Source organism: Cutibacterium sp., from assembly GCF_030525615.1.
GTDB lineage: Bacteria > Actinomycetota > Actinomycetes > Propionibacteriales > Propionibacteriaceae > Cutibacterium.
In genome coordinates, this window is sequence record NZ_JAUNEJ010000002.1 from 287,955 (window position 1) to 303,099 (window position 15,145).

At 59.0% G+C, this 15,145-nt stretch carries 18 protein-coding genes and 1 pseudogene; 8 read left to right on the top strand and 11 right to left on the bottom strand.

Translation table 11 applies throughout. From position 1 onward, the window contains the following. The 5 genes from Q4B98_RS05045 to Q4B98_RS05065 all read left to right on the top strand — a co-directional run. Positions 1 to 411 (top strand): hypothetical protein (locus tag Q4B98_RS05045; protein WP_303196009.1); only part of this gene is annotated, 411 nt, incomplete at its 5' end. 13 nt (positions 412 to 424) lie between these two features. Then, positions 425 to 643: a hypothetical protein gene (locus Q4B98_RS05050; protein ID WP_303196010.1), complete on the top strand. Its 219-nt coding sequence runs from the start codon at positions 425 to 427 to the stop codon at positions 641 to 643. Positions 644 to 831: 188 nt separating this feature from the next. After that, the gene (locus Q4B98_RS05055) at positions 832 to 1,101 is read left to right on the top strand and encodes a hypothetical protein (protein WP_303196011.1); all 270 of its coding nucleotides are present in this window, start codon (positions 832 to 834) and stop codon (positions 1,099 to 1,101) included. Beyond that, positions 1,098 to 1,409: a ribbon-helix-helix protein, CopG family gene (locus Q4B98_RS05060; protein WP_303196012.1), complete on the top strand. Its 312-nt coding sequence runs from the start codon at positions 1,098 to 1,100 to the stop codon at positions 1,407 to 1,409. Before Q4B98_RS05055 ends, Q4B98_RS05060 begins: the two co-directional genes overlap by 4 nt. A gap of 549 nt (positions 1,410 to 1,958) precedes the next feature. Further along, a complete protein-coding gene (locus tag Q4B98_RS05065; RefSeq protein WP_303196131.1) occupies positions 1,959 to 2,201 on the top strand; it encodes a hypothetical protein in 243 nt (80 codons plus the stop codon). Between the two features lie 488 nt (positions 2,202 to 2,689). Here Q4B98_RS05065 and Q4B98_RS05070 read toward each other — a convergent pair whose 3' ends face one another. The 9 genes and pseudogenes from Q4B98_RS05070 to Q4B98_RS05110 all read right to left on the bottom strand — a co-directional run bounded on the left by Q4B98_RS05070 (position 2,690) and on the right by Q4B98_RS05110 (position 10,421). Next, the gene (locus tag Q4B98_RS05070; protein WP_303196013.1) at positions 2,690 to 3,448 is read right to left on the bottom strand and encodes an ABC transporter ATP-binding protein; all 759 of its coding nucleotides are present in this window, start codon (positions 3,446 to 3,448) and stop codon (positions 2,690 to 2,692) included. Further along, the gene (locus Q4B98_RS05075) at positions 3,445 to 4,443 is read right to left on the bottom strand and encodes an iron chelate uptake ABC transporter family permease subunit (RefSeq protein WP_303196014.1); all 999 of its coding nucleotides are present in this window, start codon (positions 4,441 to 4,443) and stop codon (positions 3,445 to 3,447) included. The genes Q4B98_RS05070 and Q4B98_RS05075 overlap by 4 nt, the downstream gene beginning before the upstream one ends. Then, positions 4,436 to 5,425: an ABC transporter permease gene (locus Q4B98_RS05080; protein ID WP_303196015.1), complete on the bottom strand. Its 990-nt coding sequence runs from the start codon at positions 5,423 to 5,425 to the stop codon at positions 4,436 to 4,438. Before Q4B98_RS05080 ends, Q4B98_RS05075 begins: the two co-directional genes overlap by 8 nt. Beyond that, positions 5,422 to 6,438 carry a siderophore ABC transporter substrate-binding protein gene (locus Q4B98_RS05085; protein WP_303196016.1) on the bottom strand — a complete coding sequence of 339 codons (1,017 nt, stop codon included), beginning with the start codon at positions 6,436 to 6,438 and terminating at the stop codon, positions 5,422 to 5,424. The genes Q4B98_RS05080 and Q4B98_RS05085 overlap by 4 nt, the downstream gene beginning before the upstream one ends. Before the next feature lie 226 nt (positions 6,439 to 6,664). Further along, positions 6,665 to 7,066 (bottom strand): hypothetical protein, encoded by a 402-nt coding sequence (locus Q4B98_RS05090; protein ID WP_303196017.1) that lies wholly within the window; start codon positions 7,064 to 7,066, stop codon positions 6,665 to 6,667. A gap of 355 nt (positions 7,067 to 7,421) precedes the next feature. Continuing rightward, complete coding sequence (locus tag Q4B98_RS05095) at positions 7,422 to 8,174, bottom strand: NAD-dependent protein deacylase (RefSeq protein WP_303196018.1); 753 nt, start codon at positions 8,172 to 8,174, stop codon at positions 7,422 to 7,424. Continuing rightward, a complete protein-coding gene (locus Q4B98_RS05100) occupies positions 8,171 to 8,881 on the bottom strand; it encodes a hypothetical protein (protein WP_303196019.1) in 711 nt (236 codons plus the stop codon). The genes Q4B98_RS05095 and Q4B98_RS05100 overlap by 4 nt, the downstream gene beginning before the upstream one ends. 2 nt (positions 8,882 to 8,883) lie before the next feature. Continuing rightward, positions 8,884 to 9,054 (bottom strand): annotated as a pseudogene (locus Q4B98_RS05105) (DapH/DapD/GlmU-related protein); the annotation flags it as partial. 119 nt (positions 9,055 to 9,173) lie between these two features. Next, positions 9,174 to 10,421 (bottom strand): alpha/beta fold hydrolase, encoded by a 1,248-nt coding sequence (locus tag Q4B98_RS05110; RefSeq protein ID WP_303196020.1) that lies wholly within the window; start codon positions 10,419 to 10,421, stop codon positions 9,174 to 9,176. Between the two features lie 397 nt (positions 10,422 to 10,818). Between Q4B98_RS05110 and Q4B98_RS05115 the strand changes: the two genes are divergently transcribed. After that, complete coding sequence (locus tag Q4B98_RS05115) at positions 10,819 to 11,877, top strand: septal ring lytic transglycosylase RlpA family protein (RefSeq protein ID WP_303196021.1); 1,059 nt, start codon at positions 10,819 to 10,821, stop codon at positions 11,875 to 11,877. 121 nt (positions 11,878 to 11,998) lie between these two features. Here Q4B98_RS05115 and Q4B98_RS05120 read toward each other — a convergent pair whose 3' ends face one another. Together Q4B98_RS05120 and Q4B98_RS05125 are read right to left on the bottom strand one after the other, a co-directional pair. Next, the gene (locus tag Q4B98_RS05120; RefSeq protein ID WP_303196022.1) at positions 11,999 to 12,817 is read right to left on the bottom strand and encodes a PRC-barrel domain-containing protein; all 819 of its coding nucleotides are present in this window, start codon (positions 12,815 to 12,817) and stop codon (positions 11,999 to 12,001) included. Between the two features lie 137 nt (positions 12,818 to 12,954). Next, positions 12,955 to 14,124 (bottom strand): MalY/PatB family protein, encoded by a 1,170-nt coding sequence (locus Q4B98_RS05125; protein ID WP_303196023.1) that lies wholly within the window; start codon positions 14,122 to 14,124, stop codon positions 12,955 to 12,957. 160 nt (positions 14,125 to 14,284) lie between these two features. Here Q4B98_RS05125 and Q4B98_RS05130 point away from each other — a divergent pair, with 160 nt between their 5' ends. Further along, positions 14,285 to 14,578, top strand: a complete 294-nt coding sequence (locus Q4B98_RS05130; protein ID WP_303196024.1) for a type II toxin-antitoxin system VapB family antitoxin — start codon at positions 14,285 to 14,287, stop codon at positions 14,576 to 14,578. Positions 14,579 to 14,587: 9 nt separating this feature from the next. Beyond that, positions 14,588 to 15,142, top strand: coding sequence for a LytR C-terminal domain-containing protein (locus tag Q4B98_RS05135; RefSeq protein ID WP_303196025.1), 555 nt, complete (start codon positions 14,588 to 14,590; stop codon positions 15,140 to 15,142). The last annotated feature ends 3 nt before the right edge of the window (positions 15,143 to 15,145 follow it).

The following is a 15,145-nucleotide window of genomic DNA, read 5'->3' on the forward strand; positions in this document are numbered from 1 at the left end:
CGCCTTAGCCGCCACAAAAGCAAGGGTATATGCGTCTTCCCCGCCTACGCGGGGGGTGAACCCGCCTTAGCCGCCACAAAAGCAAGGGTATATGCGTCTTCCCCGCCTACGCGGGGGTGGACCGGGGCCTCGGTGTGGATGTGCAGGCGGCGGCGCGTCTTCCCCGCCTACGCGGGGGTGGAGCCGTCGTCGGCGTTTCGGCACGGGTGTAGTGCCCAGGACATCGAGACGGCGTGGCAGCGGTGGCTTACGGATTTCATTGAGGATGACTATCCGGTGAAGGTGATCCGGCTGGGTTTCGATCAGGCGGGCCGGTTGTTGGAAATCGGGGCGCATACGTTGGAAGATGAGGGCAGGGTGGTTGTGTTTCATGCGATGCCTGCACGTAAGCGGTACACCGATGTGATCTGAGGGGAGGCCTGTGATGACGGACATGGATGCTCGTGATGAGGCGGCTGCTGCTGATTTCGAGCAGGGGTGGTCGGCTGAGCGTATTGCTGCTGCTCGGCGTGCTTGGGGTCCTGCGGTGTCTGATGGGCTACCGGTGTGGTTGAACAGGCAGCTGGCCGAACGTGCTCATGCTGAGGGACGCAGTGAACTGGGGATCATTCAGGAAGCCCTCACTCGCTACCTTGCCACTTGAGCTGGTCGGTCTTCCCCGCCTACGCGGGGGTGAACCCACTTTGCGGTCTATCCGATATCACCCCGATAAGTCTTCCCCGCCTACGCGGGGGTGAGCCTCGGTCCGCTGTACAGCTAGAGCCCGCAAGATCGTCACAGGAGTCCCTTCCCTCGGGTTGCGCCTTCCGTTTTTTGTACTACCATATTGGTATGGCCATCGAGTTCACCGATAGTGCCGGCAAGCACGGGTTCACTCGCGAGGACGCAATCCATGCGATGCAGACCCCTGAGGTCTTCACGCCCCACTTCGACCACTCCCGTACCGGCGGCCCGGATGTCGCGGTATGGGTTGGTCCCGCGAGGGGAGGGAGGACCATCGAGGTGTTCGCCGCGTTGGTTCCCCCGGACACGGTTACCGTCTTCCACTGCATGGACGTGCGAGCCACGACCATCGCCAAGCTGAATGGAGAGCGAGCATGAGCACCACCCCTGCCGGGTTCGACTTCGACGCTCTGGCCAAGTGGGCCGAGAGCGATGAGGCGACCCAAACCCCGCAAACCAGCCCCGTGTTCCGGGGCAAGGACGCCGCGCGCGCCAGCCGCGCATTCCTCGGCCGAGGACGGCCCACCCTCGGCGCGGACCACGCCACCGGGGAGGGCCGGTCGCCCCGCCGTCAGGTACGGCTCGACGCACGCACCAACGCCCGACTCGACGCCTACGCAGCCGCAACCGGCACCAGCGTCTCCCAGATCATCCGAGACGCCCTCGCTGACTACCTACCCGCCTGATCCCACCCCAATCCACTCGGGCGCCTGTCAGTGCCCCCTCTTCTGGGTGGTGGTCCGGGGCGTCACTGCCCCAGACCAGTTGGGTAGTCATCTCAGTTGAAATAAGCGATAGTGATACGCCCCTCATGCTTTCGGTGCTGTCATGAGCGTCTGACAACAGCGACACCTCGGGGCAGCCGACGGACAGTCCTCTGGCTGCCGCTCTGATCCCATGCCCACGGCACGAAGGTGTCGGACAGCTCGGTCTCGTCATGTGCCCAAATAGCGTCGTGGGCCTGTCGCCAAGCTTCTCGGGAGCCCCACACGGGCACGACCGGGCCACACCGGTGTCCTGGTCTCCAGTGTCGCAACACTGTCGATTTCGGTACGTGCAATGCGGCGGCGGTCTTCCCCGCCTACGCGGGGGTGATCCGTGGTGTTTGTTCGTGGTGTTGACGGATCCGTGCTGGTGATTCACGCGAATTGGTTGACGAAAGTTTTTCTGGCTCAGATCAGGAGGACACGATGAGTGAATTTGTTGCCGACAATGGCGTTCGGGTCACTGATGAGATGGTGTGTCGGTGGGCTAGTGAAGCCGAATCGGGTTTTGAGGGGATGCAGGTAGACCCCTTTGAGGGTCGAGCGTGGGAAGAAGTAGAGACCGAGCCGCTGGAACCTCGCACAATTCGAGTGAGTGCGACAGTGTGGCGGCTGATCGAAGCTGACGCTTCTCGGCAAGGCATGAGTGTCTCGGCGTGGACCCGTCAAGCCCTCACTCGTGAACTTACCCAACACAACCTCAAAGCAAGCTGATTCTTTGGCGTGGCCACGTGTGTCGTTGCCGTCGAGTGCAGTCGGTGTGGCGGGTTCCCGATCGTGTCTCGCGTCAATCTTCCCCGCATACACGGGGGTGAGTCTGCGAGGCCGTCCCGGTCCACTCGTCGACGCAATCTCGCGACCACATCGGGGGCAAAATTCGGCGTCATGACGCCATATCCGTGACGCCCTGACCGCCTACCTCGCTGCGTGACCCTCGGATGGTCTTAGCGGTAGACGTAACGTCTATGCCCGATAGACAGGGCAAGGATGGTGCACTGGCCGTCCCTAATTGTTGCGGCTCATGAGATTCTTCACACTGCCGGAATGACGAGGGGACAGGCCCTGGCCAGGATGAAGCCTGTATCACCCTTAGAAACCAGCCCGCCCGCTTCGTCACCTCGCACCACCACCAGCAGACCAATACGCACCCACAGGCCGGAACAGTCAGATTCCGCTTACGTCTTATCCCCGAATGAACGAGCTTAAAAATAGGAGCATACCAAGCCGCCGTTCGGATCTTTCACGACAGAAACCGGAGTGCCGAAAATGCGCGTCAGGATTTCTGTAGTGCAAATTTCCCCCACGGTGCCTTGCTCAATGATTTCACCATTTTTCATTGCAATAATTCGATCAGCATAGCGCGCAGCAAAGTTAATGTCATGGAGAACAATGACAATGGTCCGGCCCAGCTCGTCCGCCGCACGACGTAACTGTTTCATCATCTGCACCGAGTGCCGCATATCCAAGTTATTCAACGGTTCGTCTAGCAGAACATACTCCGTGTTTTGCGCCAAAACCATCGCGACATAAGCTCGCTGTCGCTGCCCACCGGAAAGCTCATCAAGGAATCGACCTTGGAGCTCCTGCATATCCAAGAACTCAATCGCCTCATCGACGTAAGCCTCGTCTTCTGCAGTCAAGCGCCCGCTTGAATATGGGTAGCGCCCGAAACTTACAAGCTGCCTCACCGTCAACCGCGTGATGAAGTGATTCTCCTGACGAAGAATTGACAGCGTCTGTGCGATCTGCTTCGACGGCGCATGGAACACATCCAAATCTCCCACGGTGACTTCGCCGCCATCGTTATCCTGCAAACGACCAATCATCGTAAGAATCGTCGACTTACCTGCGCCATTCGGACCGACAAGAGCGGTCACTCCCCCGCGCTCAATATCAAAGGAAACCGGCCCGATCTTTACCGTCGATGAATATTGCCGAACAAGGTTCTTTACGGAAATCACAGACGACCCTTTCGCATAACAACAATAAGGAAGGCCAGACCGCCAACAAGCTCAATAATGACTGTAACCGCTCCCCCGGCATAGAACACATGACGCAGTATGAAGTAGGCACTCGACAGCACAGCGAAGCCGAGCACCATGGCTGCCGGGAAGATAACACGATGATCGTAGGTATCGGTCAAAGAGTACGCAAGCGTCGCGACGAGGAAACCGAAAAACGTCATCGGCCCCACGAGTGATGTTGTCATCGCCATCAAAATCGAGACAAGAAACAGCGTTATCATGAGTTGACGCTTGTGATTGATACCAAGATTCGTCGCCGTTTCACGGCCAAGAGAGAGCACGTTCAGGACACGCGACCGCAAGACTATTATCCCGGCAGTGACTCCGACAATCGGCACCGTAATCGTCAGGTTGGTGGTATCGGCATTGGAAATGTTGCCAAACAGACGCGCCGTAAGCACGTCGAACGTCGATGGGTCCATAATACGCTGCATGAACTGCGATAGTGCGCCAAGCCCGGAGCCCAGAATGATACCCACCAGCAGCATGATATGAAGGTTGCCGAGCCGACCAGAAAGCAGCCACATATAAAGGCCGACCGCGAAACCCACCATGATGAGCGTTTGCAGTAAGAATGCTGGAGCACCGTCGATGACACTAATACCGGATATGCCAAGAAAAAAGACGAGAGAGGTTTGGACCAACGTATAGAGGGCCTCAAATCCCATAATAGACGGCGTGATAATTCGGTTCTGTGTCGCCGTTTGGAAAGACACTGTTGCGACAGCTTGGCAGACCGCGACGACGGCGATCACCGCAATGGACTTGCCACGCATTCTCGCTACCAGCCACCACCCTTCCGATGCGAATGGCATTGGATTATTCCACAACAGAATACCTAAACAGGCCGCGAGTGCCACGAACCCAGCGACAGCTATGAAGATCGATACCCGCCGTCGGTGACTCACGGAACTGAATGCTGAGTTAGCCACGCCTCCTCCTGACCATGAGGAGGACAATGAACACGAAAGAACCGACAACGGAAAGTATCGTTGCAACCGGGATTTCAAATGGCATGATAATGGTACGTCCGATGATGTCACAGACCGTAACTACCCAGATCCCAGCTATGCACACCCACGGCAGATTCGTACGAAGGTTATCGCCGCGAAACATGGAGACAATGTTCGGAACTATCAATCCGAGAAATGGCAACGATCCGATCACAACGGCGATAATTCCAGTAATAACCGAAACCATGGCTATCCCGGTCAATATTATGCGGTTGTAATTTAGGCCGACATTCGTGGCTATGTCTTTACCGAGGCCAACGACGGTGAACTTATCGGCAATGATGAATCCTATTATTGTGATCGCCAGGACCACCCAGATCATCTCGTAACGTCCACGTGTCACAAGATTGAAGGAACCGGCAAACCAAATCCCCATGCTTTGCAGTTGGTCAAACTGCAGCGCGAGGAAGGTGGATAGCGCCGACACGACAGCGCCGAGCATCATGCCGACAATCGGCACTATCAGCGACGATTTCAATGTCACTTTCCTGAGGAACAGGAAAAACACCATCGTCCCGATGAACGAAAAGAGCACCGCGGCAATCATACGCTCAAGGATCGAAGGCTGAGGCAAGACAATCATGGCGAAAAGAAGTCCGAGACCTGCCCACTCGATGGTGCCCGTCGTCGTCGGTTCTACAAAGCGATTTTGCGTCATGAGCTGCATAATCAGCCCAGCCACTGCCATAGCTGCACCAGAGAGGACCAACGCGACCGTGCGTGGAACACGGGTGATGAAAAACATATCCCAGCCGTCTTCGGCACCAGCGATGTCATACACGCCGATGAAAAGAGACGAGACAACGAGACCGAGGGTTAGCGCAATTCCGATAACCAAGAACAGCTGTTCTTGGGTTCGGCGCTTAACCCTCGGTTCTCTATATGCGGATGAAACCGTCATCGACCTGCCGACTCGAATGCGTCGGCGATGTCATTGAGGAACTCCGTGTAAAGCAGGATGTCCTCAGAAACATAAAAGCCATTCGGGGCAGTAATGATGTGATTTTGGGTCACTGCTTTAACGTTCTTTAGCGCCTGGTTTTTCTTAATCACCTCGATCGACGGCGAGTAGGATGGATCATCTGCGGCAACGGACTGATCGCGGTCAAGAACAAGCATCCAATCTGGATTTGAATCGGCGATTGCTTCGACCGACACGACGTCACCCTGATGATCGGAGGTGCCCTCCTTCTCAAGCGCCGGGGTCAGCCCAAGGATTGGGAAGAGCGGACCAACCGCTCGGCCTTCGCGCGGTGCTGCGTAGTTGATTTCACCACCGGAAACCACCAGACCCATGACGGTCCATTTTGAGTTATAGGCCGATTTCGCTCGCTTTGCTGCGTCGTTGTAGTCAGAGATGAGTTTTTTAGCTTCCTGCTGCTTATCGAAGATGTCCCCAAGAAGAGTGACTTGCTTGGTGAAGTAATCGGAGATATTTGCACCTTCTGGCATATTAATGTCGACAAAGGCCGTTCCCTTTGGAATCAATGCCTTGATGTCATCGGCTTTCTTGGAAAATCGCTGACCATTAATCACGAGATCCGGCTTAGCTTCAACAAAGCCTTCCATATTAGGCTCACGATGATTTCCGAGGTCGATGATACTTTTATCTTTGATGTAGTCGCCATGAAGGTCTTTATTCATAATCTTCTTCGGGGCTGCCGACAACTTAATTCCCCACTTCTGGAGAATTTGGAAACTCCGATTATCGGTGACGACCACAGATTTCGGGTTGGTCGGTACCTTGACGGTGTTACCCGCAATATCGGTAACCGTCTTGGTTTCTGCCGAAGTTGACTTGGCTGAAGTATCGGAAGTGCCTTGCGTGGTGTCGGATGAACAGGCAGATATCGCAAGGGCAGAGCTGAGCATGATGCAAGCGAGGGCTTTACGGAAGATGTGACGCTTGGCCATGGATAGTCCTCTCAAAAGGTCACGATGAAGCGTTGCGCGCAATGTAAGCATAGCCTGCCCTAACCTCTGCGAGCTGTCAAAGTTTCCGTCCCCTATGTGACACATTGCGATGTTGGCAATCGGCCTGAGCAGCATCAGACGGCGGTGACAGACGACAGGAAGAGTCAGCCGCACGACAGCAACAGCACCCAGGTACGCGAATCGCCCCAGCGACAACTCCCTGATCTCAACCTTTGATGACGATGCGGGGGTTCTTGTCCGGGTCGATCCACCGAAGCGTGCGAGTCAGTTCCGACAGCGAGTCCAAGCCCACACAGCCAGCGGTATAGCTCGTCGCATAGTGCAAGAAAATCGCCGACCCCGACCCGGCACCGTGACGCACCGGCGAGTAGTAGTTGAAGTCCAAGGCGGCAGCTTGCTGATACTGGCGGCCCACATAGTCGGCCAGGTGCTCATTCTTCGACCGCGACAGCTTGCTACAGTCCTGACGCCACCGGTTGTAATCCTTCGCAGCCGAATCCCCAATCCACCACGAGCACGAATCAATCCTCCGGTACGGCAGTTTCGTCCCCGGATCGCCCGAGCCGAACGCCATCACGAACCCATACGTACCTGACGGGGTCGTCATGTCACCCTCTCAACACGACGAGACCCAGCCGTGACACCATGCTTACCGAAATGAGCCTCAACACCTCCAGCGGACACCTTCTCCCAGCCACGCTGCGACCCCGTCCACTGATAGCGGGCCCACGTGCCGTGAGAGCCTGACGTGCGGTCGGCAACCATCACTTGCTGCGACGTGCGCCACGAGACTTTCGTACCGGGAGCATACGCAGACACCGAGCGATGAGCCGACTGACCTGTCTGAGACGTCGCCCGCTTCTCCCGATGGACGACACCGTGATGGCCAGTACCCGAGGTCTTTTGGCCCGATACTATGGAACACACCACCGAGCAGGTCCGTCGGTTGGCGGCTGAACACGCTATGCGCGTCCCTCAGAAGCGCAGGCGCGCTGAACTGCTGACAGCGTCTTTCCTAACCCGTCATGGATAACCACATCCGCCACCCCGTCGTAACCCGTCACCTCCCGGTTAATAACAACGAGGTGCCGACCACGGAAAAACCTCAGCAGAGCGGCAGCTGGGTACACGTTGAGCGACGTACCGCCCACAACGAGGAGGCTGGCACGACTGATAGCGCCAATGGCGGCGTCAAGGTCTTGGGGACGCAGTGACTCCTCGTATAGCACGACGTCGGGACGCACCATGCCACCACACGAACAGCGTGGCACCCCAGGAGAGTCCATAATCACCGACAACGAATGAGGGCGTCCGCACTTCAGACAGTGATTGCGGTGAACCGACCCGTGCAACTCGACGACCTGCCGCGACCCGGCGTCCTGGTGCAGACCGTCAATGTTTTGAGTAATGATCGACGAGAGTTTCCCGGCCCGTTCCAGAGCAGCCAGGGCGCGGTGACCGTCATTGGGCCTGGCTTCCGGATGGACGAGGTAAGCCCGATAGAAGTCGAAGAACTCCGCCGGATGATCGACCAAACAGCCATGACTGAGCAGGTATTCAGGGGCGAAGGGCACGTCATGCTGGGTGGTGTACAGCCCGCCAGCCGACCGGAAATCGGGGATACCCGACTCAGTGGACATTCCGGCCCCGCCAAAAAAGACCGTCGATGTGGACTCGTCGACCCAGCTGGCCAGCCGTTCTATCTCCCCGGTCACCGGCGCGCTTGCCTCAACAGAGTGCGAACAAGTTCTGGCTCATCGGCCATGTCTAAGCTGGCAAAAACGTTGGAGACGTCAACCTCGGGACGCTGCCAACCAATCGTCGCAGCGTGAGCCGCCAAAGCGACACACACCTCCTGGCAGCCATCAATGATCCACTCCGGAGCGACATCGGCGTTGACGTACCGGGAAAACCCTGCAGCGTCGTGGCGCTGAGCAGCCATGATCGCCGACAGACCACTGCGCAGCTGCTCAACGGCTTCCTCTCCCATGGTCGAGACAACCACCGGGTCAGCCAAGTCGTGTCGAACCCGCTCAACGAGGAGGTCGGGAACCTCGCCCGCAGTGAGTCCTTCGTGATCGAAAAGCCAGTCGGGGAGGTACACCTCGACGGCCTCATCATTGACCTGTTCGACCCGTTTGACCGCCGCTTCCAGCAGGCTGACTCCGAGCATGATCGCGCCCTCAAGCTGGCACAGCGGAGTGAGGGCAATGGAAATCGCGGCCCGTCCTGACTCCAGCGGATCGATCGACTCCCCGCGCTCTTGAGCTCGCAACTCCTCCTCGCTAGCCCGGCGCAGTACCTCAAAGGACTCTGCCGACGGAATCTGCACAGTTTGCGGATCGGCCTCAACGTCGTCACTCTCTGGCAACGTGACCCCCACCGCGTCGGGGTCGCACCACGTACTCGGAATGTGACTCATAATCACTCGCCTTTCTTGTCGTAGACCGAACCGGTAACTCGCGCCGGATTCCCAACTGCGATGGCTCCGGCGGGGATATCCGTGGTGACGACAGCCCCCGCCCCGATAACGCAGTCGTCCCCGATGGTCACGCCGGGACACACGATCACTCCGCCACCGAGCCACACATTGTTGCAAAATCTTGCTCCCGCCCCACTCCGGGTGATGTTTTTGGCACGCCTGGTACAGGTGGGGACGACAGAGACAGGACGCCCGGTCTCCCAGACGCCCCGTGAACCCGGTGCCCCAAATATCACCTGGCGATCTCGCCTCTGGCGAGTTTGATGAGGCGGTCGAGCACCGCCCCACCCGAGGCATTCGAACCGTTGTGCTCGTACTCGGTCGTCACCCAGGCGTGCATATCGGGAAGCAGAGCCGCCGTCTCAAGCGAGAAATCGCGCGGCACGTAGGCGTCGTCGTGGTACACCGCCGCCGCACACGGAACCTTCGCGGTTCGCAACACATCAGGGTCGTACAGCTTCGGCCACGGATGGTTGGCGATGAGGTTGGCGACCTCCTTCCACGGACGCAGCTCCTGGTCGGTGTCGAACCACTCCGGCATGACGTGCTCGCCAGTCAGCAAGGTCGGGTCCTCCCGAAAATCCTCAGGCAGCATTCGCGCCGCCGCCCAGTCGGTGACCACGCCGTCGGCATAGGACGACTCGTGAATGACGGCGTACAGCGGGTTTCGTCCCCCATAGGGAAGCAGGTCCGCCAGATCATGGCGAAAGTACCGCGAGGTGTGCGGGTACTCCAAGAGATAGTGCAGCTTCTCAGCCCCACCCGACATACCCAGCAGGTGCCCCAATGACCTCAGCCGAGAGGGCGTCACGAGGTCACCGTTTGGAGTAGTGATCTCGCCGTTCTCGGCCAGCCTCACGAGCGCGGCAAACCGCTCCCGATCTTCCGGGAAACGCTTGTAATACTTCAGCGACTTGGTGCGTAGCTGGTTGTAACAGGCGGTGTAGATCTCGTCGGCAGAACGTCCGACCGCCGACAGACCGCCCGTGAAGTACCCAGCCGACAGCGACTCCGGGTAGGTGGACAGATATCTCAACAGGGTGAACCCACCAAAGGACTGGCCCAGAGCTGCCCACGTCTGAATACCCAGATGACGACGGATGTCCTCACAATCCTCGACAATTTCGTCAGCACGCAGGTGGGTAAGGTACTCGGCCTGACTGGCAGCATCCCCCACCGGTTCACTCACTGGCGAAGACAATCCGGTACCGCGCTGGTCAAGCAGCACGAGCTGGTAGTCCTGCAACGCACGGGCCAGCCAACCGGGGAATCCAGGGTCATGCAGGGTTGGACGGGGGGACTCACACCCGGGGCCACCTTGCAGAAAGATCAAGTACGGCTTGTCGGTCCCGTCGGGAGTGGCGACCAAACGCGCATATACCTCAATGGTGCGCAGGTCCTCAGGACTGTTGTGGTCCAACGGGACCCTCAGGCGAATGTCATCAGTCAGCAGGCCAGGAATATTGCGGTTCCACGTCATGACCTCAGCCTATGAGGTCGCGACGCCCTCGGCTGAGTACCGGTGCTCATAATCCCCGCTACCCAGACGATCTCGCCCGAACGGTGCGCAATCCATGCCTGTAGCGTGAAAAATGAGCACCGCTGGGAGCGCCCGGGGGTCAGAGCCATGGACCCACCGCTGCTCTCAGCGCAGCGAAGCCTGAGAACCAAGAATCATTCCCTCAGTCTTTTCTCAGTTTTCCGTTCCGGTCGGATCCTCACCTCAGCCATCATCTCTCCTAGTCCTAGAGGTATATTCGGTGTTTCCCAGCGGAAATCTCAGCCGCCACCCCCTGTACCAATTTTGAGAATCTCTCAGGAACACGTACAGTTCAACGAGCCCCTGAACCTGCGGCAACGCTCGGAAGGAACATCACATGACTAACACCTCTGCTAGGACGACTCTCACGCGCACTGTCGCTTTAACCGCTGCGGCTGGACTCGCCGTCATGGGCACCATCGCCGAGGAGGCTCACGCCGCCCCTGCCGAAATTCCCGGGACTCATACTCAGAAAGCTCCCGCTCAGCAGAGCACCGGCCAGCGAACCACCAAGACGCCGGCTAAGCAGACCAAGCGCGCCACCACGTACACCGCTCAGTTCGCCCAGTCTCGCGTCCACCTCAATGTTCGTTCCGGTCGCGGCACTGATTACAAGCGTCATGGCCTCATCCACCCCGGAGACCGTCTGCTCATCGTCGGCAAGGATGTCCAGGGCTGGACCCCCGTCAACTACCGCGGCAAGACCTCGTGGGTTGCCACCCGCTACATCACCAAGGTCACCCGCCCAGTCGGCATCTACGCCCAGCGCGGCGACCACAATGCTCGCACCAAGGCTGTTCAGCGCGACCTGTCGACCCTCAACTACTTCCCAAGCAAGTGGGTCGGACTGCCGTACGGCCCCTCTACCACGAACGCCGTCAAGGTGTTCCAGAAGGCCAACGCCCTCAAGCAGACCGGTGTTACTGACGCCGTCACTGTAAGCCTGCTGCGCTCGAAAGCTGGCGCCCAGCGCGCCGCCGAGGCCGAACAGAAAGCTGCCCAGGAAAAGTCCGCTCAGAAGAAGGCTGACGCCCAGGAGTCCGCACAGCGTCACTCATCCTCGCGCACCTCTCGTTCTTCCGAGCGTTCGACCAGCTCCGACGTTTCGACCAGTGGTATCGCTGGTAGCTGCGAGGCCTCGTTCTACTCCGATTCGCAAACCGCCTCCGGAGAGTCCTTCAACTCTTCGGACATGACGGCTGCCTCCAAGACCTACTCCTTCGGCACTCGTCTTAAGGTGACCAACAAGGCCAACGGACGCTCCGTCGTGGTCCGCGTCAACGACCGCGGACCCTACGTCTCTGGCCGTTGCCTCGACCTGTCTCCGGCCGCCTTTAACCAGATCTCGTCGCCCAGCGCTGGCGTTGCCGACGTCACCTACGAGAAGGTTTCCTGACCAGACTCGTGAATGTCCTCGTAACAGCGTCAGCCCCCGATTCAGTGCGAATCGGGGGCTGACGTCATGTCTACTACGCCTCAGGCCAACGATCTGTGGCTAGAAAACCTCTAAACCCAGATCAGCCGACAGGGGCCTGGGGACCGTCGTTAAACCACCACGTCGCCTGTCCGGGAACGCCAACCTTCTTGGCGTCCTCGGGGGCCTCCACCTCGTCTAACTCGTGGACATTTCCCTCAGCGTCCTCCCAGCACACCACCTCGCGGCGCACCGGAATCTGGACAGTCACCAGGTCGGTGACGACGTAGCGACGCAGCTTGGCGCCAGCCGGCAGCCCCATCATGGCGACGGGCTCGGCTGAACGCACCTCGGTGTCCTCCTCGGCGTTCTCCTCGCCATCCTGGCCAGCCGGAGAATCCTCATTGTCTCGGGAAGCCGCCGGAACGATGACCGGGGTCTCGGCAGCGTCCTGGCTGGGTTGGTCGTCGCCGGGTTCCGTCTCGGTCTCGGAGTCAGCGTCACCCTCTTGGGCACCAACGATGTCGGACTCGCTGACGGCACCGCGACCCGGCTGGGCGATAACACTGTCGTCGTCATCGGCAATCGACAGGCCGGAACGGCGGGCCGGTTCCAAGCCGTAATGGCCATAGACCTCGGCCTCACGGTCGCGAGACAGGTCATCTTCCTCGGACGCCTCGGGAGCGGTCTCGATGATGTCGCGACTGAACGGCACATTGACGTGGCTGCTGGAGTAATCGGCACCGCGTACCGGGATGAAATACTCGTGGCCCTCCGACAGCACGGTCACGAAAGTTACGGCGCCGGTAACCTCGTCGGCAAAGATCTGCTGGATCGTCCCGACCTTCTCACCGTCCGGTCCGATGACCTCGGCGTCGAACAGTCCGGGGATGTCCTTGGGATCCATGGCGCTGATGTCCATGTATCGACCTCTCGCTAGGGGCTAGAACGTACGCGCATACACGCACTCTTCATCTCAGTTTTTCACACCGTAAGCGTCACTTGGTGTACCACAGCCGGGCGCGTCTCGAAGTGGCCACGCGCCCTGGTGTATGACCATCAGCGATCGTTGATCGCGTTGACCATCCGGTCGACGGCCTCCTCCAGCAGATAGCGCGGAGTGGCGACATTAATACGGGCATGTCCCTCACCTCCGGGTCCAAAAGTCGGCCCGTCATTGAGACGGATACGCGCATGACGCAGCAGCCATTGCCCTGGCGATGTCGGCAGCTCGTAGGCGGAGAAGTCGAGCCAGCAAAGATACGTGCCCTCGGGAACCCGATATGACACGCCGGGCAGCTGGTCAGCCAGGGTCTCCGACAGCCACACCGCGTTGTCATGGATGTAGCGGTTCACGGCGTCCAACCATTCCTGCCCGGACGTGAAAGCAGCTTTGTTGGCGGCCATGCCAACCGTGGTGGCACCCTCGGCTTCCAGCGGATGAACTTTCTTGTCCCACAGCTTGGCCTGCTCGTCGGTGAAGAGGGTGACGAATGCCGTCATGATGCCGGGGATGTTAAACGACTTTGACGCCGAAGACACCAGCACCGAGTGGGCGGCGGCTTCGTCGCTGACGCTGGCATAAGGCACCGAGGCCTGACGTTTTTCGCACGCCGGGACGAGAGGTCCATGAATCTCGTCAGAGATGACGAATCCGTGATGCCGCTCGACGACCTCGGCAAGCCCCCGCAGCTCATCAGCGGTGAAGACGCGGCCCAGCGGGTTGTACGGCTGGCACAAAATGATCGACCCAGCCCCTTGAGCAAAAGCCGCGTCGATTCCGTCGAGATCGAGGGTCCACCCCAAATCGGAATCGACCATCGGCACGCTGATGATCTCGCGCCCCTCCAGGCCTGGCACCTCCCAGAAGGGCATATAGGCCGGGGAGGGGACGATTACCGGAGTGCCGGGAGCGCTGAAGGCGCGGATAGCCAGCTGGACACCACAAAGGACGTTACGCAGATAACGAACCTTGAGCGGGTCGATTGTCAGCCCCTGAATCTTCTTCACCCAGGCGGCCCAGGCATCGCGCAGTCCGTTCTCGCGGGGGTATCCGTAGGCGTGTTTGGCGACCGTGTCCTCAATAGCCTTTTGAACGGGTGGGGCAACGCGGAAGTCCATTTCGGCCACCCACAGCGGGATAACCCCCTCGGCGACGTCTTCCCACCTCGCCGTTCCGCGTGAACGCAACCACTCGACAGTGGGACTGTCAAAGTCAAAATCAGTCATTGCGATCCTTCCATGGTCTTCCGTCGGGGCACTGCCCCCGGTAGTTCGCACGGTATAGCAGCGCACGGCAGCCCGGAAACATGCCCTTTCGTCTCAGCTTGTCACATCGCCGACGAACTCGTCTTAGGGATCACCGTTGAGAAGCTTGTAGGATCGTCACGTGATCTTCAAACGTGTCGGTGACTCACGCCCATACCCTGACCACGGGTACACCCAGAAGCAGTGGTCCCAACTGGCTCCGGTTCAGGTACGCCTGGACCAGCTCGTCACGACGAAGAGCACCCTCAATTTGGCAAATCTTCTCGAGGATGACTCGACCTTCTACGGGGACCTCTTCGCCCACGTGGTGTCTTGGCATGGCGACCTCTATCTTGAAGACGGCCTGCATCGCGCCCTGCGTGCCGCTCTTCAGCAGCGTCAAACCCTCCATGCCCGGGTCCTCGAACTGGACTGATAACCCATCATGACCCCTGATGAACGTCGCCGCTATCGGAGGATGGCAGGCACCCCGATTACCCTGTTGGCCCTTGTCATTCTCATCGCGGTGGCTATTCATGTCGGGTGGAAATCCGTCAGCGCGCCCATCCCGCCGCCACCAATCACCCCATGCGTCAACCAAGACGTCAAGGGCAATCTGACCACGGGGAACGTCACGGTTTCGGTATACAACTCCGGCCATACCCGCGGGCTGGCAAGCAGCGTCTCGAAGCAGCTTGCCAACGTCGGGTTCGTTATTGACGCGGTAGACAACCGTGAGCCCATCGTCAAGACGGTGACCATCATCGGCCACAACGCCAAGGACCCTGAAGTCAAGCTGGTTGCCGGCTTCTTCCCCGGGGCAGTGTTGAAGTCTGACCCCAAGCGCGTCGACCATGAGGTTGAGGTGGTCGTGGGCGACCGCAACCCGGAGTTCAAGACAAACGCGGCAAAGTCCGTGAAGGTTACCGGGCCAGTGTGTTTGCCGTCGCCGTCACCTACTCCGTCAATGCTGGCGACACCAGGGGAAAAGCAGTCCTGACCG

Coding starts and splice junctions, on each gene's coding strand:
- Q4B98_RS05100 (WP_303196019.1), bottom strand. CDS start 8,881: ATGAGTCACATTCCGAGTACGTGGTGCGACCCCGACGCGGTGGGGGTC.
- Q4B98_RS05080 (WP_303196015.1), bottom strand. CDS start 5,425: ATGACGGTTTCATCCGCATATAGAGAACCGAGGGTTAAGCGCCGAACC.
- Q4B98_RS05065 (WP_303196131.1), top strand. CDS start 1,959: ATGGTGTGTCGGTGGGCTAGTGAAGCCGAATCGGGTTTTGAGGGGATG.
- Q4B98_RS05125 (WP_303196023.1), bottom strand. CDS start 14,124: ATGACTGATTTTGACTTTGACAGTCCCACTGTCGAGTGGTTGCGTTCA.
- Q4B98_RS05090 (WP_303196017.1), bottom strand. CDS start 7,066: ATGACGACCCCGTCAGGTACGTATGGGTTCGTGATGGCGTTCGGCTCG.
- Q4B98_RS05060 (WP_303196012.1), top strand. CDS start 1,098: ATGAGCACCACCCCTGCCGGGTTCGACTTCGACGCTCTGGCCAAGTGG.
- Q4B98_RS05115 (WP_303196021.1), top strand. CDS start 10,819: ATGACTAACACCTCTGCTAGGACGACTCTCACGCGCACTGTCGCTTTA.
- Q4B98_RS05120 (WP_303196022.1), bottom strand. CDS start 12,817: ATGGACATCAGCGCCATGGATCCCAAGGACATCCCCGGACTGTTCGAC.
- Q4B98_RS05135 (WP_303196025.1), top strand. CDS start 14,588: ATGACCCCTGATGAACGTCGCCGCTATCGGAGGATGGCAGGCACCCCG.
- Q4B98_RS05050 (WP_303196010.1), top strand. CDS start 425: ATGACGGACATGGATGCTCGTGATGAGGCGGCTGCTGCTGATTTCGAG.
- Q4B98_RS05085 (WP_303196016.1), bottom strand. CDS start 6,438: ATGGCCAAGCGTCACATCTTCCGTAAAGCCCTCGCTTGCATCATGCTC.
- Q4B98_RS05055 (WP_303196011.1), top strand. CDS start 832: ATGGCCATCGAGTTCACCGATAGTGCCGGCAAGCACGGGTTCACTCGC.
- Q4B98_RS05110 (WP_303196020.1), bottom strand. CDS start 10,421: ATGACGTGGAACCGCAATATTCCTGGCCTGCTGACTGATGACATTCGC.